This is a genomic window from Blautia sp. Marseille-P3087, assembly GCF_900120195.1.
In the GTDB taxonomy this organism is placed as follows: Bacteria; Bacillota; Clostridia; order Lachnospirales; family Lachnospiraceae; genus Blautia_A.
Genome location: NZ_LT635539.1, coordinates 2,521,199 through 2,538,367 on the forward strand (window position 1 = coordinate 2,521,199; position 17,169 = coordinate 2,538,367).

19 protein-coding genes, 3 pseudogenes and 1 CRISPR repeat array are annotated in these 17,169 nt (G+C 36.8%); of the genes and pseudogenes, 20 read left to right on the forward strand and 2 right to left on the reverse strand.

The features are described 5' to 3' along the window. The first annotated feature begins 142 nt into the window (after window positions 1-142). From BQ7344_RS11980 to BQ7344_RS12010, 7 genes are all read left to right on the forward strand, one after another. Complete coding sequence (locus BQ7344_RS11980; protein ID WP_022140546.1) at window positions 143-352, forward strand: helix-turn-helix domain-containing protein; 210 nt, start codon at window positions 143-145, stop codon at window positions 350-352. Further along, window positions 352-1,560: a DNA cytosine methyltransferase gene (locus BQ7344_RS11985; protein ID WP_072522733.1), complete on the forward strand. Its 1,209-nt coding sequence runs from the start codon at window positions 352-354 to the stop codon at window positions 1,558-1,560. Before BQ7344_RS11980 ends, BQ7344_RS11985 begins: the two co-directional genes overlap by 1 nt. After that, entirely contained in the window at window positions 1,547-2,287 is a 741-nt protein-coding gene (locus BQ7344_RS11990; RefSeq protein ID WP_072522734.1) for a PmeII family type II restriction endonuclease, read from the forward strand. Before BQ7344_RS11985 ends, BQ7344_RS11990 begins: the two co-directional genes overlap by 14 nt. A gap of 27 nt (window positions 2,288-2,314) precedes the next feature. Continuing rightward, complete coding sequence (locus BQ7344_RS11995; RefSeq protein ID WP_072522735.1) at window positions 2,315-4,417, forward strand: AAA family ATPase; 2,103 nt, start codon at window positions 2,315-2,317, stop codon at window positions 4,415-4,417. Window positions 4,418-4,519: 102 nt separating this feature from the next. Continuing rightward, window positions 4,520-4,858, forward strand: coding sequence for a hypothetical protein (locus tag BQ7344_RS12000; RefSeq protein ID WP_072522736.1), 339 nt, complete (start codon window positions 4,520-4,522; stop codon window positions 4,856-4,858). Between the two features lie 123 nt (window positions 4,859-4,981). Next, window positions 4,982-5,230 (forward strand): type II toxin-antitoxin system prevent-host-death family antitoxin, encoded by a 249-nt coding sequence (locus tag BQ7344_RS12005; protein ID WP_021905858.1) that lies wholly within the window; start codon window positions 4,982-4,984, stop codon window positions 5,228-5,230. 1 nt (window position 5,231) lies between these two features. After that, on the forward strand, window positions 5,232-5,531 hold the full coding sequence (locus tag BQ7344_RS12010) for a type II toxin-antitoxin system RelE/ParE family toxin (RefSeq protein ID WP_055306317.1): 300 nt from the start codon (window positions 5,232-5,234) through the stop codon (window positions 5,529-5,531). A gap of 290 nt (window positions 5,532-5,821) precedes the next feature. Here BQ7344_RS12010 and BQ7344_RS12015 read toward each other — a convergent pair whose 3' ends face one another. Continuing rightward, on the reverse strand, window positions 5,822-6,106 hold the full coding sequence (locus BQ7344_RS12015) for a GIY-YIG nuclease family protein (RefSeq protein WP_072522737.1): 285 nt from the start codon (window positions 6,104-6,106) through the stop codon (window positions 5,822-5,824). 68 nt (window positions 6,107-6,174) lie between these two features. Next, a CRISPR array of direct repeats spans window positions 6,175-7,065; the repeat unit is 32 nt; unit sequence GTCTACCTCTGTGTGAGGTAGTGAGTTGAAAT. Window positions 7,066-7,294: 229 nt separating this feature from the next. On the opposite strand from BQ7344_RS12015, the gene BQ7344_RS12020 reads away from it, so the two are divergent. From BQ7344_RS12020 to BQ7344_RS12075, 12 genes and pseudogenes are all read left to right on the forward strand, one after another. Then, the gene (locus BQ7344_RS12020; RefSeq protein WP_200793045.1) at window positions 7,295-8,077 is read left to right on the forward strand and encodes a ZIP family metal transporter; all 783 of its coding nucleotides are present in this window, start codon (window positions 7,295-7,297) and stop codon (window positions 8,075-8,077) included. 19 nt (window positions 8,078-8,096) lie between these two features. Beyond that, window positions 8,097-9,008 (forward strand): ketopantoate reductase family protein, encoded by a 912-nt coding sequence (locus BQ7344_RS12025; protein ID WP_072523431.1) that lies wholly within the window; start codon window positions 8,097-8,099, stop codon window positions 9,006-9,008. Between the two features lie 14 nt (window positions 9,009-9,022). Further along, window positions 9,023-9,691 carry a class I SAM-dependent methyltransferase gene (locus BQ7344_RS12030; RefSeq protein WP_072523430.1) on the forward strand — a complete coding sequence of 223 codons (669 nt, stop codon included), beginning with the start codon at window positions 9,023-9,025 and terminating at the stop codon, window positions 9,689-9,691. Further along, a complete protein-coding gene (locus tag BQ7344_RS12035) occupies window positions 9,681-10,382 on the forward strand; it encodes a transglutaminase-like domain-containing protein (protein ID WP_072522739.1) in 702 nt (233 codons plus the stop codon). The genes BQ7344_RS12030 and BQ7344_RS12035 overlap by 11 nt, the downstream gene beginning before the upstream one ends. Continuing rightward, complete coding sequence (locus BQ7344_RS12040) at window positions 10,357-11,076, forward strand: class I SAM-dependent methyltransferase (protein ID WP_235816112.1); 720 nt, start codon at window positions 10,357-10,359, stop codon at window positions 11,074-11,076. The genes BQ7344_RS12035 and BQ7344_RS12040 overlap by 26 nt, the downstream gene beginning before the upstream one ends. 135 nt (window positions 11,077-11,211) lie before the next feature. Next, window positions 11,212-11,478: pseudogene (gene yaaA, locus BQ7344_RS12045) on the forward strand (peroxide stress protein YaaA); the annotation flags it as partial. 112 nt (window positions 11,479-11,590) lie between these two features. Next, window positions 11,591-11,998 (forward strand): Fur family transcriptional regulator, encoded by a 408-nt coding sequence (locus BQ7344_RS12050; RefSeq protein ID WP_072522741.1) that lies wholly within the window; start codon window positions 11,591-11,593, stop codon window positions 11,996-11,998. 64 nt (window positions 11,999-12,062) lie between these two features. Continuing rightward, window positions 12,063-12,209: pseudogene (locus tag BQ7344_RS16850) on the forward strand (desulfoferrodoxin family protein); the annotation flags it as partial. Window positions 12,210-12,302: 93 nt separating this feature from the next. Continuing rightward, a complete protein-coding gene (locus tag BQ7344_RS12060) occupies window positions 12,303-12,461 on the forward strand; it encodes a rubredoxin (RefSeq protein ID WP_072522742.1) in 159 nt (52 codons plus the stop codon). A 154-nt stretch (window positions 12,462-12,615) separates the two neighbouring features. Then, window positions 12,616-13,163: pseudogene (locus BQ7344_RS12065) on the forward strand (SDR family NAD(P)-dependent oxidoreductase). A gap of 89 nt (window positions 13,164-13,252) precedes the next feature. Continuing rightward, the gene (gene trxA / locus BQ7344_RS12070; RefSeq protein WP_072522743.1) at window positions 13,253-13,558 is read left to right on the forward strand and encodes a thioredoxin; all 306 of its coding nucleotides are present in this window, start codon (window positions 13,253-13,255) and stop codon (window positions 13,556-13,558) included. A 22-nt stretch (window positions 13,559-13,580) separates the two neighbouring features. After that, window positions 13,581-15,278 carry a CoA-disulfide reductase gene (locus BQ7344_RS12075; RefSeq protein WP_072522744.1) on the forward strand — a complete coding sequence of 566 codons (1,698 nt, stop codon included), beginning with the start codon at window positions 13,581-13,583 and terminating at the stop codon, window positions 15,276-15,278. A gap of 11 nt (window positions 15,279-15,289) precedes the next feature. Here the strand turns inward: BQ7344_RS12075 and BQ7344_RS12080 are convergent, their stop codons facing one another. After that, a complete protein-coding gene (locus BQ7344_RS12080; RefSeq protein WP_235816113.1) occupies window positions 15,290-15,949 on the reverse strand; it encodes a Crp/Fnr family transcriptional regulator in 660 nt (219 codons plus the stop codon). A gap of 139 nt (window positions 15,950-16,088) precedes the next feature. On the opposite strand from BQ7344_RS12080, the gene BQ7344_RS12085 reads away from it, so the two are divergent. Then, entirely contained in the window at window positions 16,089-16,862 is a 774-nt protein-coding gene (locus BQ7344_RS12085; RefSeq protein WP_072522746.1) for a DUF134 domain-containing protein, read from the forward strand. Window positions 16,863-17,169: the final 307 nt, after the last annotated feature.

Consider the following 17,169-nt stretch of genomic DNA (forward strand, 5'->3'; position numbering starts at 1 on the left):
TGGGAATATTAATTATTCTAACAAGTTAAAGGAAAAGATACAAGTACCATTGGCTGTTGGACATGAATTATTTAATTGACGGTATAAAGGCTATGATTTATACTTGTAAAGTAAGAGTTGATTAAATGACGAGGTACCCGAAATGACGATTTCTGAACAAATCAAGGTACTGTGTGTGCGGTCAGATATTAGCGTAGCTGAGCTTGCACGGCGAATAGGGACAACACCACAGAATTTTAATGGAAAAATGAAAAGGGAGAGTTTTACCATAGCTGAATTAGAAGATATAGCAGGTGCGGTAAACAGTTCTTTTGAAAGAAAATTCGTATTAAAAAACGGAGAGAAAGTTTAATGCATAAAAATATAAAACAAAATAATTATAGTAGATATGCTGCCAATAGAGATGTTATTTCTTTATTTTCTGGAGCAATGGGATTAGACATTGGATTGGGAAAAGCAGGTTTAAATGTGGCAATTGGACAGGATTTTGATGCAGCCTGTGTAAAAACTATGCAGGCCAATGGCCATAGAGTATTGGGCGGAGATATTAGGGAAATACAGCCCCAGCAATTATTAGATATGACAGGCTTATCTGTAGGAGAGCCATTTTTGATTTGCGGAGGACCGCCGTGCCAGCCTTTTTCTACAGCAGGAAAAAGATTGGGTATAAATGATCCGAGAGGCAGTTTGTTTATGGATTTCATTCGTATGATTGATTATATACGGCCTCGCTTTTTCGTGATGGAAAATGTAAAAGGAATTATGTCGTCGCCATTGAAACATGTGCCTTTGTCTGAAAGAGATGAAAGCGATCCTGATCAGAAATTAGGAACAGTGCTTGATGTGATTTTAGCAGAATTTGATAAACTGGGATATAAAACTGTATATGGCGTACTTGATGCTGTAAATTATGGCGTTCCACAATTCAGAGAGAGGTTTGTGTTAATTGGTAGTCGGGATAATGAAGATATTTTCTTACCAATTCCTACACATTTTCAGATGCATCAAAGCAAGGAGTATCAGTGGCAGACAGTTAGAAGTGTGATTGAAGATTTGGAATCTGACCATGGAGAATGTGCAACGTTAAGTGAAGAAAGATTGAAATTCTTGAAAATGGTTCCGGAAGGTGGGAATTGGAGAGATTTACCAGAGAATATTATTCCTATTGCTATGGGAGGTGCATATAAATCCGGAGGTGGAAAAGTTGGATTTTATAGAAGGTTATCATATGATCAGCCTTCACCAACTGTAGTTACTTCTCCAGTACAGAAAGCAACAATGATGTGTCATCCTACACAAGATAGACCATTAAGCGTAAAAGAATATGCAAGAATTCAGCAATTTCCGGATGATTGGGTATTTACTGGAACGACAGCAGCAAAATATCGACAGATAGGGAATGCTGTTCCGGTGGGATTAGCAGAAGCTATTGGAAAGGCTGTGCTTTCTGTGGCTAATAAGACAGCTTTAGTTCAGACAAAACGTTTTAGAGGTACAAATGTACATAATAAGATTAGAAATGCAATAGAATTGGGAGGAAATTTATATGCCGTTAAATAATGCATATGATGAACAGGCTGTAATCCAGGCGATTGCTTCTGCCTTAGAAACATTTTATGGAACACTAATTGAGAAGATAGATGGATTAAACATACAGAAGGTAATGAAACGTAAAAATCCGTATTTATACCGTGCAAAGGCTATGCAGAGTGCAACTGAAATTGTAGATTCGGTTCTTACTGCATTTGTAAGTTCCAGTGAAGAAACTATTTTTGGTAATTGCTTTTTTGAACCGATTGCTATTGCTGCAAGTGGTGGAAATAAAGCCCTGGCAGAAGGTATTGATATTATGATCCAGAACAATGAAACAAATACAATTTCTGCAATAGCTGTTAAAAGTGGGCCGTCCGTATTTAATGCAGACAGTAAGAAACGACAGGAACAGAATTTTACAGCTGCTTCTAAGTTGGCACAGCAAGCAAAGGCAAGGTATGAAGCGTATATCGGTTATTGTTATGGGAAAAAGAAAGAATCTGGTAGAGGAAAGCCCAAAATGTATCAGGAATTGGCTGGAAAACGATTCTGGGCAGAATTAACAGGAGACGAGGACTTTTACATAAAGATTATCGGATACATGGGAACTATGCCGGAGAAATATGTGGCTGATTATAAAGAAAGTTATAACAGAGCAGCTAATAGACTTGTTAGGGAGTTTTCTAATAGTTTCTGCAGAGAAGATGGAAGTATTGACTGGGAAAAGCTGGTAGAATTTAATTCGGGAGATTGAAAACTAAACAAAATCAAAGGGGGATAGATGATGCAATTAAAGATAAAAAATTGTAATAACATTGAAAATGGAGAATTTGATATTACTGAGGGGAGGCTTAATATAAAATATGCGATTAATGGAACAGGAAAATCAACAATATCAAAAGCAATAGAGGCTTTTGTCACAAATGATCAAGAAAAAAAGAATTTATTATTGCCATTCAAATATTATGGTGTGGAGGAAGAAAATTCACCAGAATTAATAGGGTATGATCAATTTAAAAAGGTTTCAGTTTTTAATGAGAAGTATATTGAAGACTATGTATATCAGCAAAATGAATTGATTAAGAATAGCTTTGAAATATTTGTAAAATCTCCGGATTATGATACACATATAAAAGAAATAGAAAAACTGTTGGAAAGTATAAATATTACTTTTCAAAATCATCCGGAATTGGAGGAATTGATAAAAGTTTTCCAACAATTCATCGATGGATTTGGAAAGGCAAAGAGTGGATATTCTGCAGCTGGTGCCATAGGAAAGGGAATTGGAAAAGGTAATAAACTTGATAATATTCCTGTTGGTTTGGAAGTTTATGAGCCATATTTGAAGAATAATGATAATGTCAAGTGGATTAAATGGCAATTAGAAGGAAAACATTATTTAGATATGGCAGAACAGTGTCCGTACTGTTCTGGATCTATAAAAGAAACCAAAGAAACAATCTTAAAAGTAAGTGAAGAGTATGATGCAAAAGCGGTAGAACAGTTAACTAAAATGTTAGAAGTTTTTAAAGAGCTGATGCCGTATTTTACAAATGAAACAGCAGTTAAGATTGAAGAAATAACAAAAAATGTGTCAGGAATCACAAATACACAAAAGAATTACTTATTGGAAATAAAAGCTCAAGCAGACAGTTTTATGCAACAGTTGTATGGATTGAAAAAAATGGGATTTCATTCATTAAAAAATGCTGAAAAAATAGCAGATGAGCTGAAAAAATATAAAATAGATTTATCATATTATTCGCATTTGAATTCAGAACTGTCGAATGAAAAAGTGGAGTTAATAAACAAAACCTTAGATGAGGTTTTGGAAAAAGCTGGCAAATTACAAGGAGAAATTGCACAACAGAAAAAACTTATTAAAAAGACTATTGAAATGTATAGTTCGGAAATAAATGAATTTCTATATTATGCAGGATATAAATATCAAGTTGCAATAGAGGAAGAAAATACAACAGATTATCATTTAGTATTAAAACATATTGAGGGAACTGATAATGTTCAAACAGTAAATGAACATTTAAGTTATGGGGAAAGGAATGCATTTGCATTAGTGCTATTCATGTATAGTGTTTTGAAAGAGAATCCGGATCTGGTTGTTTTAGATGATCCGATTTCTTCATTTGATGGAAATAAAAAATTCGCTATTATTAATATGCTTTTTATGGGAAAGCATAGTTTGAAAAATCGAACAGTATTGCTTTTGACCCATGAATTTAATACTGTTATTGATGCAATCTATAATATGCCGTATAATTTTAATCCAACCCCAACAGCTGCATTTTTAACAACGAAACAAGGTATATTGCAAGAAAAAGAAATTACAAAAGCAGATATAAAATCTTTTGGCGAGATTGCTCATGCAAATATATCATCGGATATGGATTCTCTTAATAAATTGGTATATTTGAGAAGATTATTGGAAATAGAAAATGCAAGTGGTTTAGCATGGCAATTATTATCCAATATTTTTCATAAAAGAGAAAAGCCAGAGTATCATTTCTCGAACGGAACACCGAACCGATTGATGACGCCAGAAGAAATACAGGATGCGACTAATGAAATCAAAACAAACTATATTTCAGATTTTGATTACGATACGGAATACCAAAAAACGCAAGATATAACGGTATTGAAAGAATTATATCAAAATAGTGGAAGTAATTATGAAAAATTGCAAATATATCGTATCATGTTTAATGAAAATAGTTCCAACAGTGTGATTAAAAAATTTGTGAATGAAGCGTTTCATATTGAAAATGATTATTTATTCCAGTTGAATCCATGTGAATACGATACTGTACCCCAATATATCATTGATGAATGTGATAAAGATATTTTGGAAATTTGTCCGCAAGGCTAACGTGAGTGGCTTAGTTGGGTTAACCTGGCTGCAGGTAATAAAAGACAATTACTTTTAAAATATGATAAATTCAAAAATGAACTAAAGTGGAAGGAAATGTAAATGGATAAATTAGTATCAAAGATTGCTGCTTTAGGAATACCAGGTCTAGTATTGGTAACAGCTATTGGCGCAACTGGACTTGCTGGAGGGGCAGCAATTACAACAGCATTGGCAGCTTTAGGGCCAGGAGGAATATTAGGTGGAATAGCTACATTAGGTATAATTGGTCTTATTTCAGAAGGCATAGCTCAATATGGAGTGGATGCTATATTTTCTGCTGTTATAAAAGAATTATATCGAAAAGGCGAAACAAAGGAAGAAATATTGCGGAAGATAAAAAAATATCCTATTTCCAAAGAATTAAAACGAAAATTAAAAGAAAATATAGAAAAAGTATAAAAGGGTCGTTAACCCTAATGCATAAAATAAAAGCTGTAAAAATCTACGTTGAATTTTACAGCTTTTTGTGTATAATAGAAGTAGCAGAAACAATTTAAAATCAAAGGAAGGAGCTGAAAGAATATGGCAAATATTTTACCAGTATCTGATTTGAGAAATTATAATGAAGTCCTGAAGAACTGTCATAAAGGAGAACCAGTATATCTGACTAAGAATGGCAGAGGACGTTTCGTTGTCATGGATATTGAAGATTATGAGCGTGACCGTGCAGAGAAAAAGCTTCTCTTGAAGCTGCAGGAAGCTGAAGAAGCAGTGAAAGACGGAGAAGGCTGGCTGGATCTGGATGAATTAAAAGCACTTGTGGGGGAATAAGATGTTAAAACTGCGGATCAATCCGATTGTTGCAAAGGATTTGAAGAACATCCGGGATTACATTGCTGAGGATAATGAAGAATATGCGGCAAAGACAATAAAGGAAATTTACGGTAAATTTGAAAACCTTCAGATGTTTCCTGGAATGGGGTCGGATCTCTCCAAACGGGTCAGCTTTCGGACAGATTATAAATATGCGATATGGGAAGATTATGTTATTATCTACAAGATCGGTAACGAATATGTAGAGATTTATCGTGTAGTTAACCGATATCAGGATATCACGAGAATCTTTGATTGATAACAGAGATGTGATAACAAATTGATAACACCGTTCAGTACAGTCTGTGGACTTTGGACAGTGGAACACATATAAAACCAGATAGAACCATAATCCCTATACAAAAGTGTATAGTGATAAGATTTTATTTGCGAGTTTGAATAAAAAAATGGAGCTCGGAAATCCAGCATTTATGCGGGTTTCCGGGCTCTTGTTGTGTGGTTTGAGTGCAGATTGAGTACAAAATATCAGGAAATGTGAAGCCCAAAAGAGCAAAATAGTAATGCATTTCCTTGATGTTTAATCTGCTCTTATATAGTTTTTTTAACAGTGAAATTTGTTGTTAAAAATTTTGTTTTACCCGATAATGACATTTGAGTGTCTTCATAAGGGAAATTATTTACATATTCCTCGTTCATTGGTGGCTTATGCTTGAATATAAGAGCGGCTTCAGCTCTTATTCTGTCATCGCCGCTGATGGGAGCAAATGAATAACACAAAGTTTCATTTGCCGTTAGTTTTTTCTTCCAATCATCCAATCTATCATGAGCAGCTATTCTGTCATGTACATTTGTAGATTCACCAATGTAAAGCATAAATTCCAGTTTTGTCGGAATGACGAAATACAGAAAAATATATAAGAATAATCAACAGGCAGGTAATGGTCTACCTCTGTGTGAGGTAGTGAGTTGAAATAATTCTGCATACCATAATGCATTATCATTTCTCCGTCTACCTCTGTGTGAGGTAGTGAGTTGAAATATCTGCAATTAATACAGAAAATGAATATTATATGTCTACCTCTGTGTGAGGTAGTGAGTTGAAATGGTCTGTTTAAGGTCAATTTTATCACCGATTGACTGTCTACCTCTGTGTGAGGTAGTGAGTTGAAATACTACATCTGGCATCTCTGTCACCACCTTGTTTTGTCTACCTCTGTGTGAGGTAGTGAGTTGAAATATCCGGAAATTCTTCCTCTTCTACTTCCACAACAAGTCTACCTCTGTGTGAGGTAGTGAGTTGAAATGTGGAGTATTGTCCCTTCTTCTGTCTGATACAGGTCTACCTCTGTGTGAGGTAGTGAGTTGAAATAAGTAAATATTAGCCCATTTCTGTGCGTATTCATAGTCTACCTCTGTGTGAGGTAGTGAGTTGAAATATCTTATGATATGTTTCAGTCACCTGATAGACAGGTCTACCTCTGTGTGAGGTAGTGAGTTGAAATAAATAAATATTAGCCCATTTCTGTGCGTATTCAGTCTACCTCTGTGTGAGGTAGTGAGTTGAAATGTCAATCCTGTCGGTAACTCCACCCCCCACCAACGTCTACCTCTGTGTGAGGTAGTGAGTTGAAATATACGGCAAGCTCTCCCCGCGTGCCCGGTAGATGTCTACCTCTGTGTGAGGTAGTGAGTTGAAATACGTCTCGCGCAGACACTTCTCCTTCACTACATCCGTCTACCTCTGTGTGAGGTAGTGAGTTGAAATAGGCTCTGTATATCCAAGTGCCTGAGTGCTATCCGGTCTACCTCTGTGCGAGGTAGTGAGTTGAATAAGTATAACGAGTCGGAGGTCATGAAGATTATTGTGACCTCCGGCTTTTTGTAAATTGTTAAAAGAATTATATTGTTATGTGATTTCGTAAGTGATATACTTAAACATAAGGAAAACCGTGTGAAATTACAGTTTGCTTTTTGCACGGTTTCTTTTATACATGGCAGTTAGCTAAAACTAACAACAGAACGACGTGAAAGTACTTTTGACTATACAGAAAGGAATACATAATGCTAATGAATGTTTTTGAAGGTATACTGATTCCATTTGTTGGAACAACGCTAGGTGCAGCATGCGTGTTTTTTATGAGAAAAACACTTAGCAAGTTACTGCAACGTGCACTTGCAGGGTTTGCAGCAGGTATAATGGTTGCTGCTTCAATCTGGAGTCTTCTGATACCGGCAATTAAACAATCTGAGAATATGGGAACTTTATCGTTTGTTCCGGCAGTTGTTGGGTTCTGGATTGGTATATTGTTTTTACTCGCACTTGATCATTTGATTCCACATCTTCATGTTGGAAGTGATCAGGCAGAGGGACCGAAAAGCAAACTTGGCCGTACTACGATGATGGTGTTGGCAGTTACATTACATAATATCCCTGAAGGTATGGCAGTTGGTGTAATGTATGCAGGTCTTCTTGCTGAAAATGCACAGATTACAGCAACAAGTGCACTTGCTTTATCACTTGGAATTGCTATCCAGAATTTTCCAGAAGGAGCGATTATATCCATGCCGCTTAGGGCAGAGGGTGAAAGTAAGAGAAAGGCATTTCTGGGAGGTGTACTTTCAGGAGTCGTTGAACCGATTGGAGCAGTAATGACGATTCTTGTCGCACAGCTGGTAATCCCGGCATTACCATATTTACTCAGCTTTGCAGCAGGAGCTATGTTATATGTCGTGGTTGAAGAACTAATTCCGGAAATGTCTCAGGGACAGCACTCGAATATCGGTACGCTTTTCTTTGCACTTGGATTTAGTTTGATGATGATCTTGGATGTGGCACTGGGGTAAGAGGAGAGGAATGATTCTTATGAGAATATTGATTTATGGTGCTGGTGTGATTGGATCCTTGTATGCGGCTTTATTTGCAGAAGCCGGTTATGATACAAATATTTATGCCAGAGGTAAAAGACTTGAGGCTTTAAGAAATAATGGATTGCAATATAAGAAAAATCAGGAAGTAATAAAGGCAGAGATTAGGATTCTTGGAGAACTACCAAACGATGATATTTATGATTTTGTCTTGCTTACTGTTCGGGAAAACCAGCTGTATGAAGCACTTACTGAATTGAAAAATAATAAAAGTAATACGATTGTTACAATGATAAATTCACTGGACAGTTACAATAAATGGGAAGACATTGTCGGAAAAGGAAGAATATTACCGGCTTTTCCAGGAGCAGGCGGAAGTATAAATGATGATGGTATCCTTGATGCAGCACTTACTCCAAGGTTGATTCAGCCGACAACATTTGCAGAAATATCAGGAAATAAATCCGAAAGAACTAAGCAGTTTTCAGAGATATTGAGGCATGCTCATATACCATACCAGAAAGTAACGGATATGCATCTATGGCAGCTTTGTCATCTTGCTATGGTGGTGCCGATTGCGGATGCATATTATGAATCAGACGATCCGGAGAAAGTGGAAAAAGAATGGAAAATTATGAGGAAAACAGCAGAAAGGCTGAAAAGAAATTTTAATTTTTTGCGAAAACAAAAGGGTAAACTGTCACCATGGAAAATGAATATTTTTCGCTTTTTACCCTTGCCATTTTTAGCGATTATGCTGGCAGTTACATTTGGAAGCAGTTTTGGAGGTAAATTTATGTATCAACATGCTATGAAGGCACCAGATGAAATGAGGGAATTGCATAAGCAGTTTTATGCTTATATGAAAAAAATGAAGAAATGCGGATGCAAGGCGAAAAAGGTACAGTGATTGGAGAAAAAAACATGAAAAATGAAGAATATAAAAAATTGTCAATTAAAGAATTTACAAAAGCAGCAGGAAGATATGAAAGTAGCCATGCTGGTATTTACGAAATGTGCAAGAAAGATTATCCGGATATTCTGGAAGAATTAGAGAAGGAGCCATTTAGAGATTTATTAGATGCAGGCTGCGGACCTGCACCAATGATTTCTTTATTAGCAGAAAAACATCCAGACCGGCATTATACAGGACTGGATCTGACTCCGGCAATGATTGAACAGGCAAAAAAGAAAAATATTCCAAATACAACATTTGTTGTGGGAGACTGTGAGAACTTTCCTTTTGAAAAGGATTCATTTGATGCAATTATTTGTTCTATGAGTTTCCATCATTATCCGGATCCACAGGCATTTTTTGACAGTGTGAAAAGATGTCTTCGCCCAAATGGAAGATTGATACTGAGAGATGTGACCAGTGACAATAAAGTATTGGTATGGCTAATGAATACATTGGAAATGCCGTTGGCAAATATATGCGGACATGGAGATGTCCAGGTGCCAACAAGAGATGTGGTCATAAAATGTTGCAAAAAAGCAGGATTAAAAGTAGAAAAATTTGAAATTCGTAAAGGTATGCGAATGCATTGTGTTGTGAGAAAACCTATGGGAAAGGCGATAGGAAATGAAAGATAAGTATCTTAAGGAAACACGAATGGTTGATTTTTCTAATCCGGCAATTCAAAAACTTATTCAAAATATGAAATGGAAGGAAATGGGTGAATTTGAAAGGATTAAGGCAATCTACAACTATGTAAGAGATGATGTTTTATTTGGATATAATATTGATGACGGAATTTCAGCTTCAAAAGTACTTGCAGATGGTTATGGACAATGTAATACAAAAGGAACTTTATTCATGGCACTTTTACGTGCCTGCAATATTCCATGCAGAGTACATGGTTTTACGATTGATAAAAGATTGCAGAAAGGGGCTATGACCGGGTTTGTTTACCGCAATGCTCCCAAAAGTATTTTCCATAGCTGGGTAGAAATTAATTTCGAAAATCAGTGGTACGAACTGGAAGCTTTCATTTTGGATAAAACCTACATAAAGAAGTTACAGGAACAAAATTCGGAATGTACAGGTGCATTTTGCGGTTATGGAGTAGCAGTCAAGGATTTCCGAAATCTCATTATTGAGTTTGATAGGAACAATACTTATATTCAGAGCGAGGGAATCAATCAGGATTTTGGTGTTTATGATTGTCCAGATGAACTGTTGAAGGAACATCATCAAGAAATTTCAGCTTTTAAAGCATTTGCTTATAGACATATTGGAAGACACCTCATGAATCGTAATGTCAGGAAGATTAGAGAACGATAGTTTTAAGCTTTTAGAATTAAAATTAAATTTGGAGGGTAATATGGCAGACAAAATACAAAATGCTTATGAAACATCAAAAAATATATATGACGATGTTCTTACGCAAAGAAATATTTTCAGCAAACTGTATATTAAGTTATTTTGGAGTGGCACTGATGATAATGATATAGCACGAAAAGTTTTATCATATGTTCCTGATGACTTTTCAGGAAATCTTCTTGATGCTCCGGTTGGAACTGCTGTATTTACGGAAAACAAATGGAGTTCTCTGAAAAATGCACATATTACTTGTATTGATTACAGCATGGATATGCTTGAACAAGCCAGAAAAAGACTTGGTAGTCATGCACATATCAAATGTATTCAGGGGGATGTGGGGAACCTGCAAATGGAGAATGAATCTGTTGATACCGTTGTCAGTATGAATGGTTTTCATGCATTTCTTGATAAGCAAAAAGCATTTCATGAAATATGGCGTGTTTTGAAACCAGGCGGCGATTTCATTGCCTGTTTTTATATCAGGGGAAAATCGAAACGGACAGATTGGCTGGTAAAAAATATTCTTGCAAAGAAAGGGTGGTTTTCTCCACCGTTTCAGACGGAGAAAGAGCTGAGAGATATCCTTCAAAAACTATATAAAGAAACGGATATCCATGTTGACGGTTCTATGGTATATTTCCGTTGTGTGAAGTAATGCAATGATGCTGGATTTATAATAAAGTTTCAGATAATAAGTCTGGAACTTTATTTTTGTCTAAATGGATTATTGCCGTCCGTTCAGGTCTGGATAATGCTCGATTCTCATGTTAAGATAATAGAAAAAAGGTTAGATAAAGAATATTCTAAATGCATAGAAAAATATCTGACACCACAGGATAGATATATTACGATTACATTTTGTGAATTGTCTGGAAATCAATTAGTGACAAAAGGTACCTATGCTAAGATGGCTCGTGGAGAAATGGTCAGATTTATGGCAGAAAATAATATTGAGAATCCGGTGGACATTCAGAAATTTGACAGGATTGGATATTCCTTTAGGTCTGATTTATCATCAGATTCAGAATATGTTTTTGAACGCGAAATAGAATTATGATTTAGATTAAAGGTTCCAGAACTGGGTACTTTTACAATAATAATTTTTCTTGACGACAGAATGAAAGTGATATATAATCCTTATTAAGAACTAGTCCTAATAAGGAGAACTGATGACAAGTAGAAGAAATACCATTCAAAAAGATCTTGTAAGAAACGCTGTATGTGAAATGAAAAGACATGTTACGGCAAATGAAGTATATGAATTTGTAAAAGAATCCTGTCCTACAATCGGCAAAGGGACTGTATATAGAAATCTCGACATATTGGTAGAAGAAGGTGATTTAAGAAAAGTGGAAATTCCGGATGGACCTAACCGGTTCGACCTTACATTAAAGAACCATTACCATGTGAGGTGTGTAAACTGCGGTGAGATTTCAGATGTGGATATGGATGAAATATTGGGCTTGCTAGAAAAAATTCATGATACACATGGAACGGACTTTTTAGAATATGACATATTATTTAAAGGTATTTGTCCGAAATGCCAGAAAAAGATAAAGGATGGGCAAATCTATTAAGCATTTATGTAAATAATGGCATGAGATTTTGAAAAAGTAGTAAAGAAAACGGAGGTAAAAGAGATGGATTGCATTAAATACCAATCAGGGCGTTTATAGAAAACAGTTAAATCCAGGACAGGAGCCGGTTGCAGATTTCTGTCTTTGTGACGGAGAGCAGGTGGAGGAAGTATATGCATACTGCAATTTACATGGATTATGGAAATGTTAAAATAAACTTTGTACATACGAATACTATAGAGTAATAAGGATACAAAAGCAAAATAGCTGTGAATGAACAATATTTTAAAAGGAGGATTCAATAATGAAATATGTATGTGATGTTTGCGGATGGGAGTATGACGAGGAGGTTGGATACCCGGAAGGTGGTATTGCACCAGGAACAAAATGGGAAGATGTTCCGGAAGATTTTGAATGCCCATTATGTAATGTTGGAAAAGATGAGTTTTCAGAAGTTGAATAGAAGCCTAATCTTTTGTTAAATACGGATGGATAAACCAAAACCCTGGTGCGTGAGCAACAGGGTTTTTTATTGCGATATTTTGTGATGATATCACAGAAAATAATCTACCTTTTGCTTATAATGTGGCTAGAAACTAAGTGAGGAGGTAGTCTAAATGAGATTAAAAGATAAAGTTGCAATCATTACGGGTGGAAGCCGTGGCATAGGATTTGCTACAGTTGATAAATTCTTGAAGGAAGGCGCTACAGTTGTATTGGCGGCAAGTTCAAAGGAATCGGCAGATACTGCTGTAGATAAATTAAAAGAAAAATATCCCAATGCAATAGTTGCTGGAATTAGTCCAAATCTTGCAAGCATGGAGTCTGTCAGAAAGGCTTTTAAAGAGGCAATTGAAAAATATGGATGTGTCGATATACTGGTAAATAATGCAGGAATTTCAGAAAACACCTCATTTATGGATTATACAGAGGAGACTTTTGATAAAGTCATGGATCTAAATGTAAAAGGAGTATTTAATACTACTCGTGTAGCTGCAGAATGTATGGTGGCAAGAGGCAAGGGGTCATTCTCTCAACTTCTTCCATGGTGAGTATTTCTGGACAGCCAGAAGATATTGCCAATGCGTTTGTGTTTCTTGCTTCAGATGAAGCGAGTTATATTACAGGTGTTATACTAAGTGTAGATGGTATGGCAAGAAGTTAAGTCAATGTGGTATGGTGATGTCATCACAGAAAAGAAATAAAATTCAGATTATAATAAAGCCACAAAGAAATGATAGGGAGGATTATAAAATGACTGCAATTAATATCAATAAAAATAATTTTCAAAACGAAGTAATGAATTCTGATAAACCTGTCCTTTTGGATTTTTGGGCTCCTTGGTGTGCTCCTTGTCGTATGGTGATTCCTATCATAGAGGAGATTGCAGGTGAACGCCCTGATATCAAAGTTGGAAAGATCAATGTGGATGAACAGCCTGAACTGGCAAGTAAATTTAGTATTATGAGTATCCCAACTTTGGTGGTTATGAAGAATGGGAAGATCGTACAACAGGTTTCAGGGGCGAGACCTAAGAAAGCGATTTTAGAAATGCTTTAATGAGGAAAGGTGGAACAATAAGATGAAGGTAATAATCGTAGGCGGTGTAGCCGGAGGAGCTACAGCCGCAGCAAGAATACGCAGACTGGATGAACACGCAGAAATTACTGTGTTTGAAAGATCTGGATACATATCCTATGCGAATTGTGGGCTTCCATATTATATTGGAGACGTGATCACAGATACGGAAGAATTAACACTACAGACACCAGAGAGTTTTTTAAAACGTTTCCATATCAATATGAAAATTCATCATGAAGTTATCTCCATACATCCGGATCGTAAAACTGTTTCAGTGAAAAATTTGGAGAATGATGAAATATTTGAAGAAAATTACGATAAACTTATCCTCTCTCCAGGTGCAAAGCCAACACAACCAAGACTTCCTGGAGTTGGTATTGATAAACTTTTTACACTTCGTACAGTAGAAGACACTTTTCGTATAAAGGAATATATAAATAAGAACCATCCAAAATCGGCTATATTGGCAGGTGGTGGCTTTATTGGTCTGGAACTGGCAGAAAATTTGAGGGAGCTTGGCATGGATGTTACGATTGTCCAACGGCCTAAGCAGCTGATGAACCCTTTTGACCCGGATATGGCATCTATGATCCATAATGAAATGAGAAAGCATGGGATAAAACTGGTACTGGGCTATACAGTAGAAGGCTTTAAAGAAAAAGACAACGGAGTGGAGGTTCTGTTGAAAGATAATCCATCCCTTCAGGCTGATATGGTGGTGCTGGCAATCGGAGTTACACCAGACACAGCATTAGCAAAAGAAGCTGGTCTGGAACTTGGCATCAAGGGAAGTATTGTAGTGAATGACAGAATGGAAACGTCTGTACCGGATATTTATGCAGCAGGTGATGCAGTTCAGGTAAAACATTATGTTACGGGTGATGATGCGCTGATCTCTTTGGCCGGACCAGCCAATAAACAGGGAAGGATCATTGCTGATAATATTTGCGGCGGTGATAGCCGTTACCTGGGCAGTCAGGGAAGCTCCGTGATCAAAGTGTTTGATATGACAGCAGCCACTACAGGTATCAATGAAACTAATGCCAAAAAGTCAGGGTTAGATGTAGATACAGTAATTCTTTCTCCTATGAGTCATGCCGGTTACTATCCTGGTGGAAAAGTGATGACCATGAAGGTGGTTTTTGAAAAAGAGACTTATCGTTTGCTTGGTGCTCAAATTATTGGATATGAAGGTGTTGATAAACGTATTGATGTGCTGGCAACAGCAATCCATGCAGGGCTGAAGGCAACCCAGCTGAAAGATTTGGATCTTGCATATGCACCGCCTTATTCCTCTGCCAAGGATCCTGTAAATATGGCCGGATTTATGATAGATAATATAGCAAAAAGTACCTTAAAACAATGGCATCTGGAAGATATGGATAAGATTTGTAAAGATAAAAGTGCTGTGTTGCTGGATGTGAGAACTGTAGGTGAATTTAACAGAGGGCATATGGATGGATTCAAAAATATCCCTGTAGATGAGCTGAGGGAACGTATCAATGAAGTTGAGAAGGAAAAGCCTGTTTATCTGATATGCCAGAGCGGGCTGCGCAGTTATATTGCCAGTCGTATCCTGGAAGGAAATGGATATGAAACATTCAACTTTTCCGGCGGATTCCGCTTCTATGATGCAGTAGTTAACGACCGTGCGTTGATCGAAAGGTCGTATGCATGTGGTATGGATTATAAAAAATAATCAAAATATTTTTATGATCTTTGCAGTGTTTCTAGTCTTTTCGAATCAAGGATTGTGATTTTGCCGCGTGAGAGTTTGACGAGTCTTTCGCCTTGAAAGTATCGAAGCATTCGAGTGATAACTTCTCTGTGGGAACCAAGATGGTTTGCGATAGTTTCGTGAGTGATTTTCAGCTCATTTGTTCCTTCGATAGAGGTTTCTTCTAAAAGAAATGAAGCAACACGCTTATCCAGACTCTTCCACATGATTTGTTCAATCAGCCACATGACATCAGAAAAACGGGTAGCCATTAACTCATTGGTATAGTTTGCGACGGGAGCAGATTCTTTCATGATGTCCTTATAGATTTCAGCAGGGATGATCCAAAGATCAGTATCTTTTTCTGCTTCAATGGTTACTTCAAATTGAATGGAGCGTATGATACATGAGGCGGATAAAAGACACATATCCATATCGAACAGACGGTAAAGTGTAATTTCTCGTCCTTCATCTGAAAGTATGTAGGTTCGAAGCTGCCCGGATTTAACCAGTAATAATCCAGTACAGTCCAAGTTTCCGTTGTGAATGATCGTTCCTTTTTTTACATCCCGTGTGATTAAATTGTCTGAAATTAGTTTTTTCTGTGCTGTATTTAAGTCATTCCATAGTGGAAAATAATTTTCGAAGCTCATAAAAGTTATCTCCTTTACGAACATAGTATACTGGCTTTTTTAAGATACGTCAATTATATAACTGACATATGTCAAAAACATTATTGACATATGCCTTTTATAGGACTATTATATAAGAAAAGCGAGAAAGGAGCAGTGTATGCCGAGACCAGTAAAATGCAGAAAAGTCTGCCATTTTCCGAATGTTTTAGAATTTCTTCCGGCAGATGATGCTGAGAAAAAAGCACCTATTGTTCTGACGGTAGATGAGTACGAGACAATCCGTCTTTTGGACAAGAAAGGTTATAGTCAGGAGCAGTGTGCAGCATCTATGCAAGTCGCAAGAACAACGGTTCAACGAATTTATGAGATTGCCCGGAAGAAAATAGCAGATGCACTGATTGACGGACATCCACTCAGAATTGAAGGCGGAGATTTCAGAATCTGCGACGGTCAGAGCAGTAACTGCAACCTTGGCGGATGTTACAAGCAGGAATTTTATCAAAAATATGCAGTGGAAAAAGGAGAGGGTATTATGAGAATAGCAGTAACATATGAAAACGGACATATTTTCCAGCATTTCGGACACACAGAAACATTTAAGATTTACGATGTTGTGGAAGGAAAAGTAGTACATTCAGAAGTAGTAGATACGAATGGAAGCGGACACGGTGCATTGGCGGGAGTCCTTAATGCATTAAATGCAGATGTTCTGATCTGTGGCGGAATCGGAGGCGGTGCACAGACAGCGTTAGCGGCAGCAGGCATTAAGCTTTTCGGAGGAGTTTACGGAGATGCAGATAAGGCAGTAGAAGCTTTTATCAATGAAGCACTTGAGTATAATCCAAATGTGAAGTGTTCTCACCATGAGCATAACCATGGGGAAGGACATACGTGTGGCGAGCATGGATGTGGAAGCCATAGCTGTCATTAAGAAGAATAGCAAAAAATAATAAATAATACGAAAGGATGTGTCAAGGTAATGGAGAAGTTACCGCAGCACATCCTTTTGTGTTATTTTCATATTGATTATTTCTTACTTGCCGAAAGTAATGAATGGAACATATCATAATTATTAAGCACCCAGAGAAACCGAAAAATATTGAGTACAAGGTATCTTACCTGATAAAAGTGAAAAGTACATGAAGACGATCGTAGTTTTTGTATTGAGAAATATTCGACTCGGAGCAACCATTGACGGATTGGTAAGAGGTAAGAAAAGAAAGACATGAGCTGCCACC

What these genes read in the sequence shown, in the direction of transcription:
- BQ7344_RS11980 (WP_022140546.1), top strand. Translation starts at nt 143, where the DNA reads ATGACGATTTCTGAACAAATCAAGGTACTGTGTGTGCGGTCAGATATT.
- BQ7344_RS11985 (WP_072522733.1), top strand. Translation starts at nt 352, where the DNA reads ATGCATAAAAATATAAAACAAAATAATTATAGTAGATATGCTGCCAAT.
- BQ7344_RS11990 (WP_072522734.1), top strand. Translation starts at nt 1,547, where the DNA reads ATGCCGTTAAATAATGCATATGATGAACAGGCTGTAATCCAGGCGATT.
- BQ7344_RS11995 (WP_072522735.1), top strand. Translation starts at nt 2,315, where the DNA reads ATGATGCAATTAAAGATAAAAAATTGTAATAACATTGAAAATGGAGAA.
- BQ7344_RS12000 (WP_072522736.1), top strand. Translation starts at nt 4,520, where the DNA reads ATGGATAAATTAGTATCAAAGATTGCTGCTTTAGGAATACCAGGTCTA.
- BQ7344_RS12005 (WP_021905858.1), top strand. Translation starts at nt 4,982, where the DNA reads ATGGCAAATATTTTACCAGTATCTGATTTGAGAAATTATAATGAAGTC.
- BQ7344_RS12010 (WP_055306317.1), top strand. Translation starts at nt 5,232, where the DNA reads ATGTTAAAACTGCGGATCAATCCGATTGTTGCAAAGGATTTGAAGAAC.
- BQ7344_RS12015 (WP_072522737.1), bottom strand. Translation starts at nt 6,106, where the DNA reads ATGCTTTACATTGGTGAATCTACAAATGTACATGACAGAATAGCTGCT.
- BQ7344_RS12020 (WP_200793045.1), top strand. Translation starts at nt 7,295, where the DNA reads ATGCTAATGAATGTTTTTGAAGGTATACTGATTCCATTTGTTGGAACA.
- BQ7344_RS12025 (WP_072523431.1), top strand. Translation starts at nt 8,097, where the DNA reads ATGAGAATATTGATTTATGGTGCTGGTGTGATTGGATCCTTGTATGCG.
- BQ7344_RS12030 (WP_072523430.1), top strand. Translation starts at nt 9,023, where the DNA reads ATGAAAAATGAAGAATATAAAAAATTGTCAATTAAAGAATTTACAAAA.
- BQ7344_RS12035 (WP_072522739.1), top strand. Translation starts at nt 9,681, where the DNA reads ATGAAAGATAAGTATCTTAAGGAAACACGAATGGTTGATTTTTCTAAT.
- BQ7344_RS12040 (WP_235816112.1), top strand. Translation starts at nt 10,357, where the DNA reads ATGTCAGGAAGATTAGAGAACGATAGTTTTAAGCTTTTAGAATTAAAA.
- BQ7344_RS12050 (WP_072522741.1), top strand. Translation starts at nt 11,591, where the DNA reads ATGACAAGTAGAAGAAATACCATTCAAAAAGATCTTGTAAGAAACGCT.
- BQ7344_RS12060 (WP_072522742.1), top strand. Translation starts at nt 12,303, where the DNA reads ATGAAATATGTATGTGATGTTTGCGGATGGGAGTATGACGAGGAGGTT.
- trxA (WP_072522743.1), top strand. Translation starts at nt 13,253, where the DNA reads ATGACTGCAATTAATATCAATAAAAATAATTTTCAAAACGAAGTAATG.
- BQ7344_RS12075 (WP_072522744.1), top strand. Translation starts at nt 13,581, where the DNA reads ATGAAGGTAATAATCGTAGGCGGTGTAGCCGGAGGAGCTACAGCCGCA.
- BQ7344_RS12080 (WP_235816113.1), bottom strand. Translation starts at nt 15,949, where the DNA reads ATGAGCTTCGAAAATTATTTTCCACTATGGAATGACTTAAATACAGCA.
- BQ7344_RS12085 (WP_072522746.1), top strand. Translation starts at nt 16,089, where the DNA reads ATGCCGAGACCAGTAAAATGCAGAAAAGTCTGCCATTTTCCGAATGTT.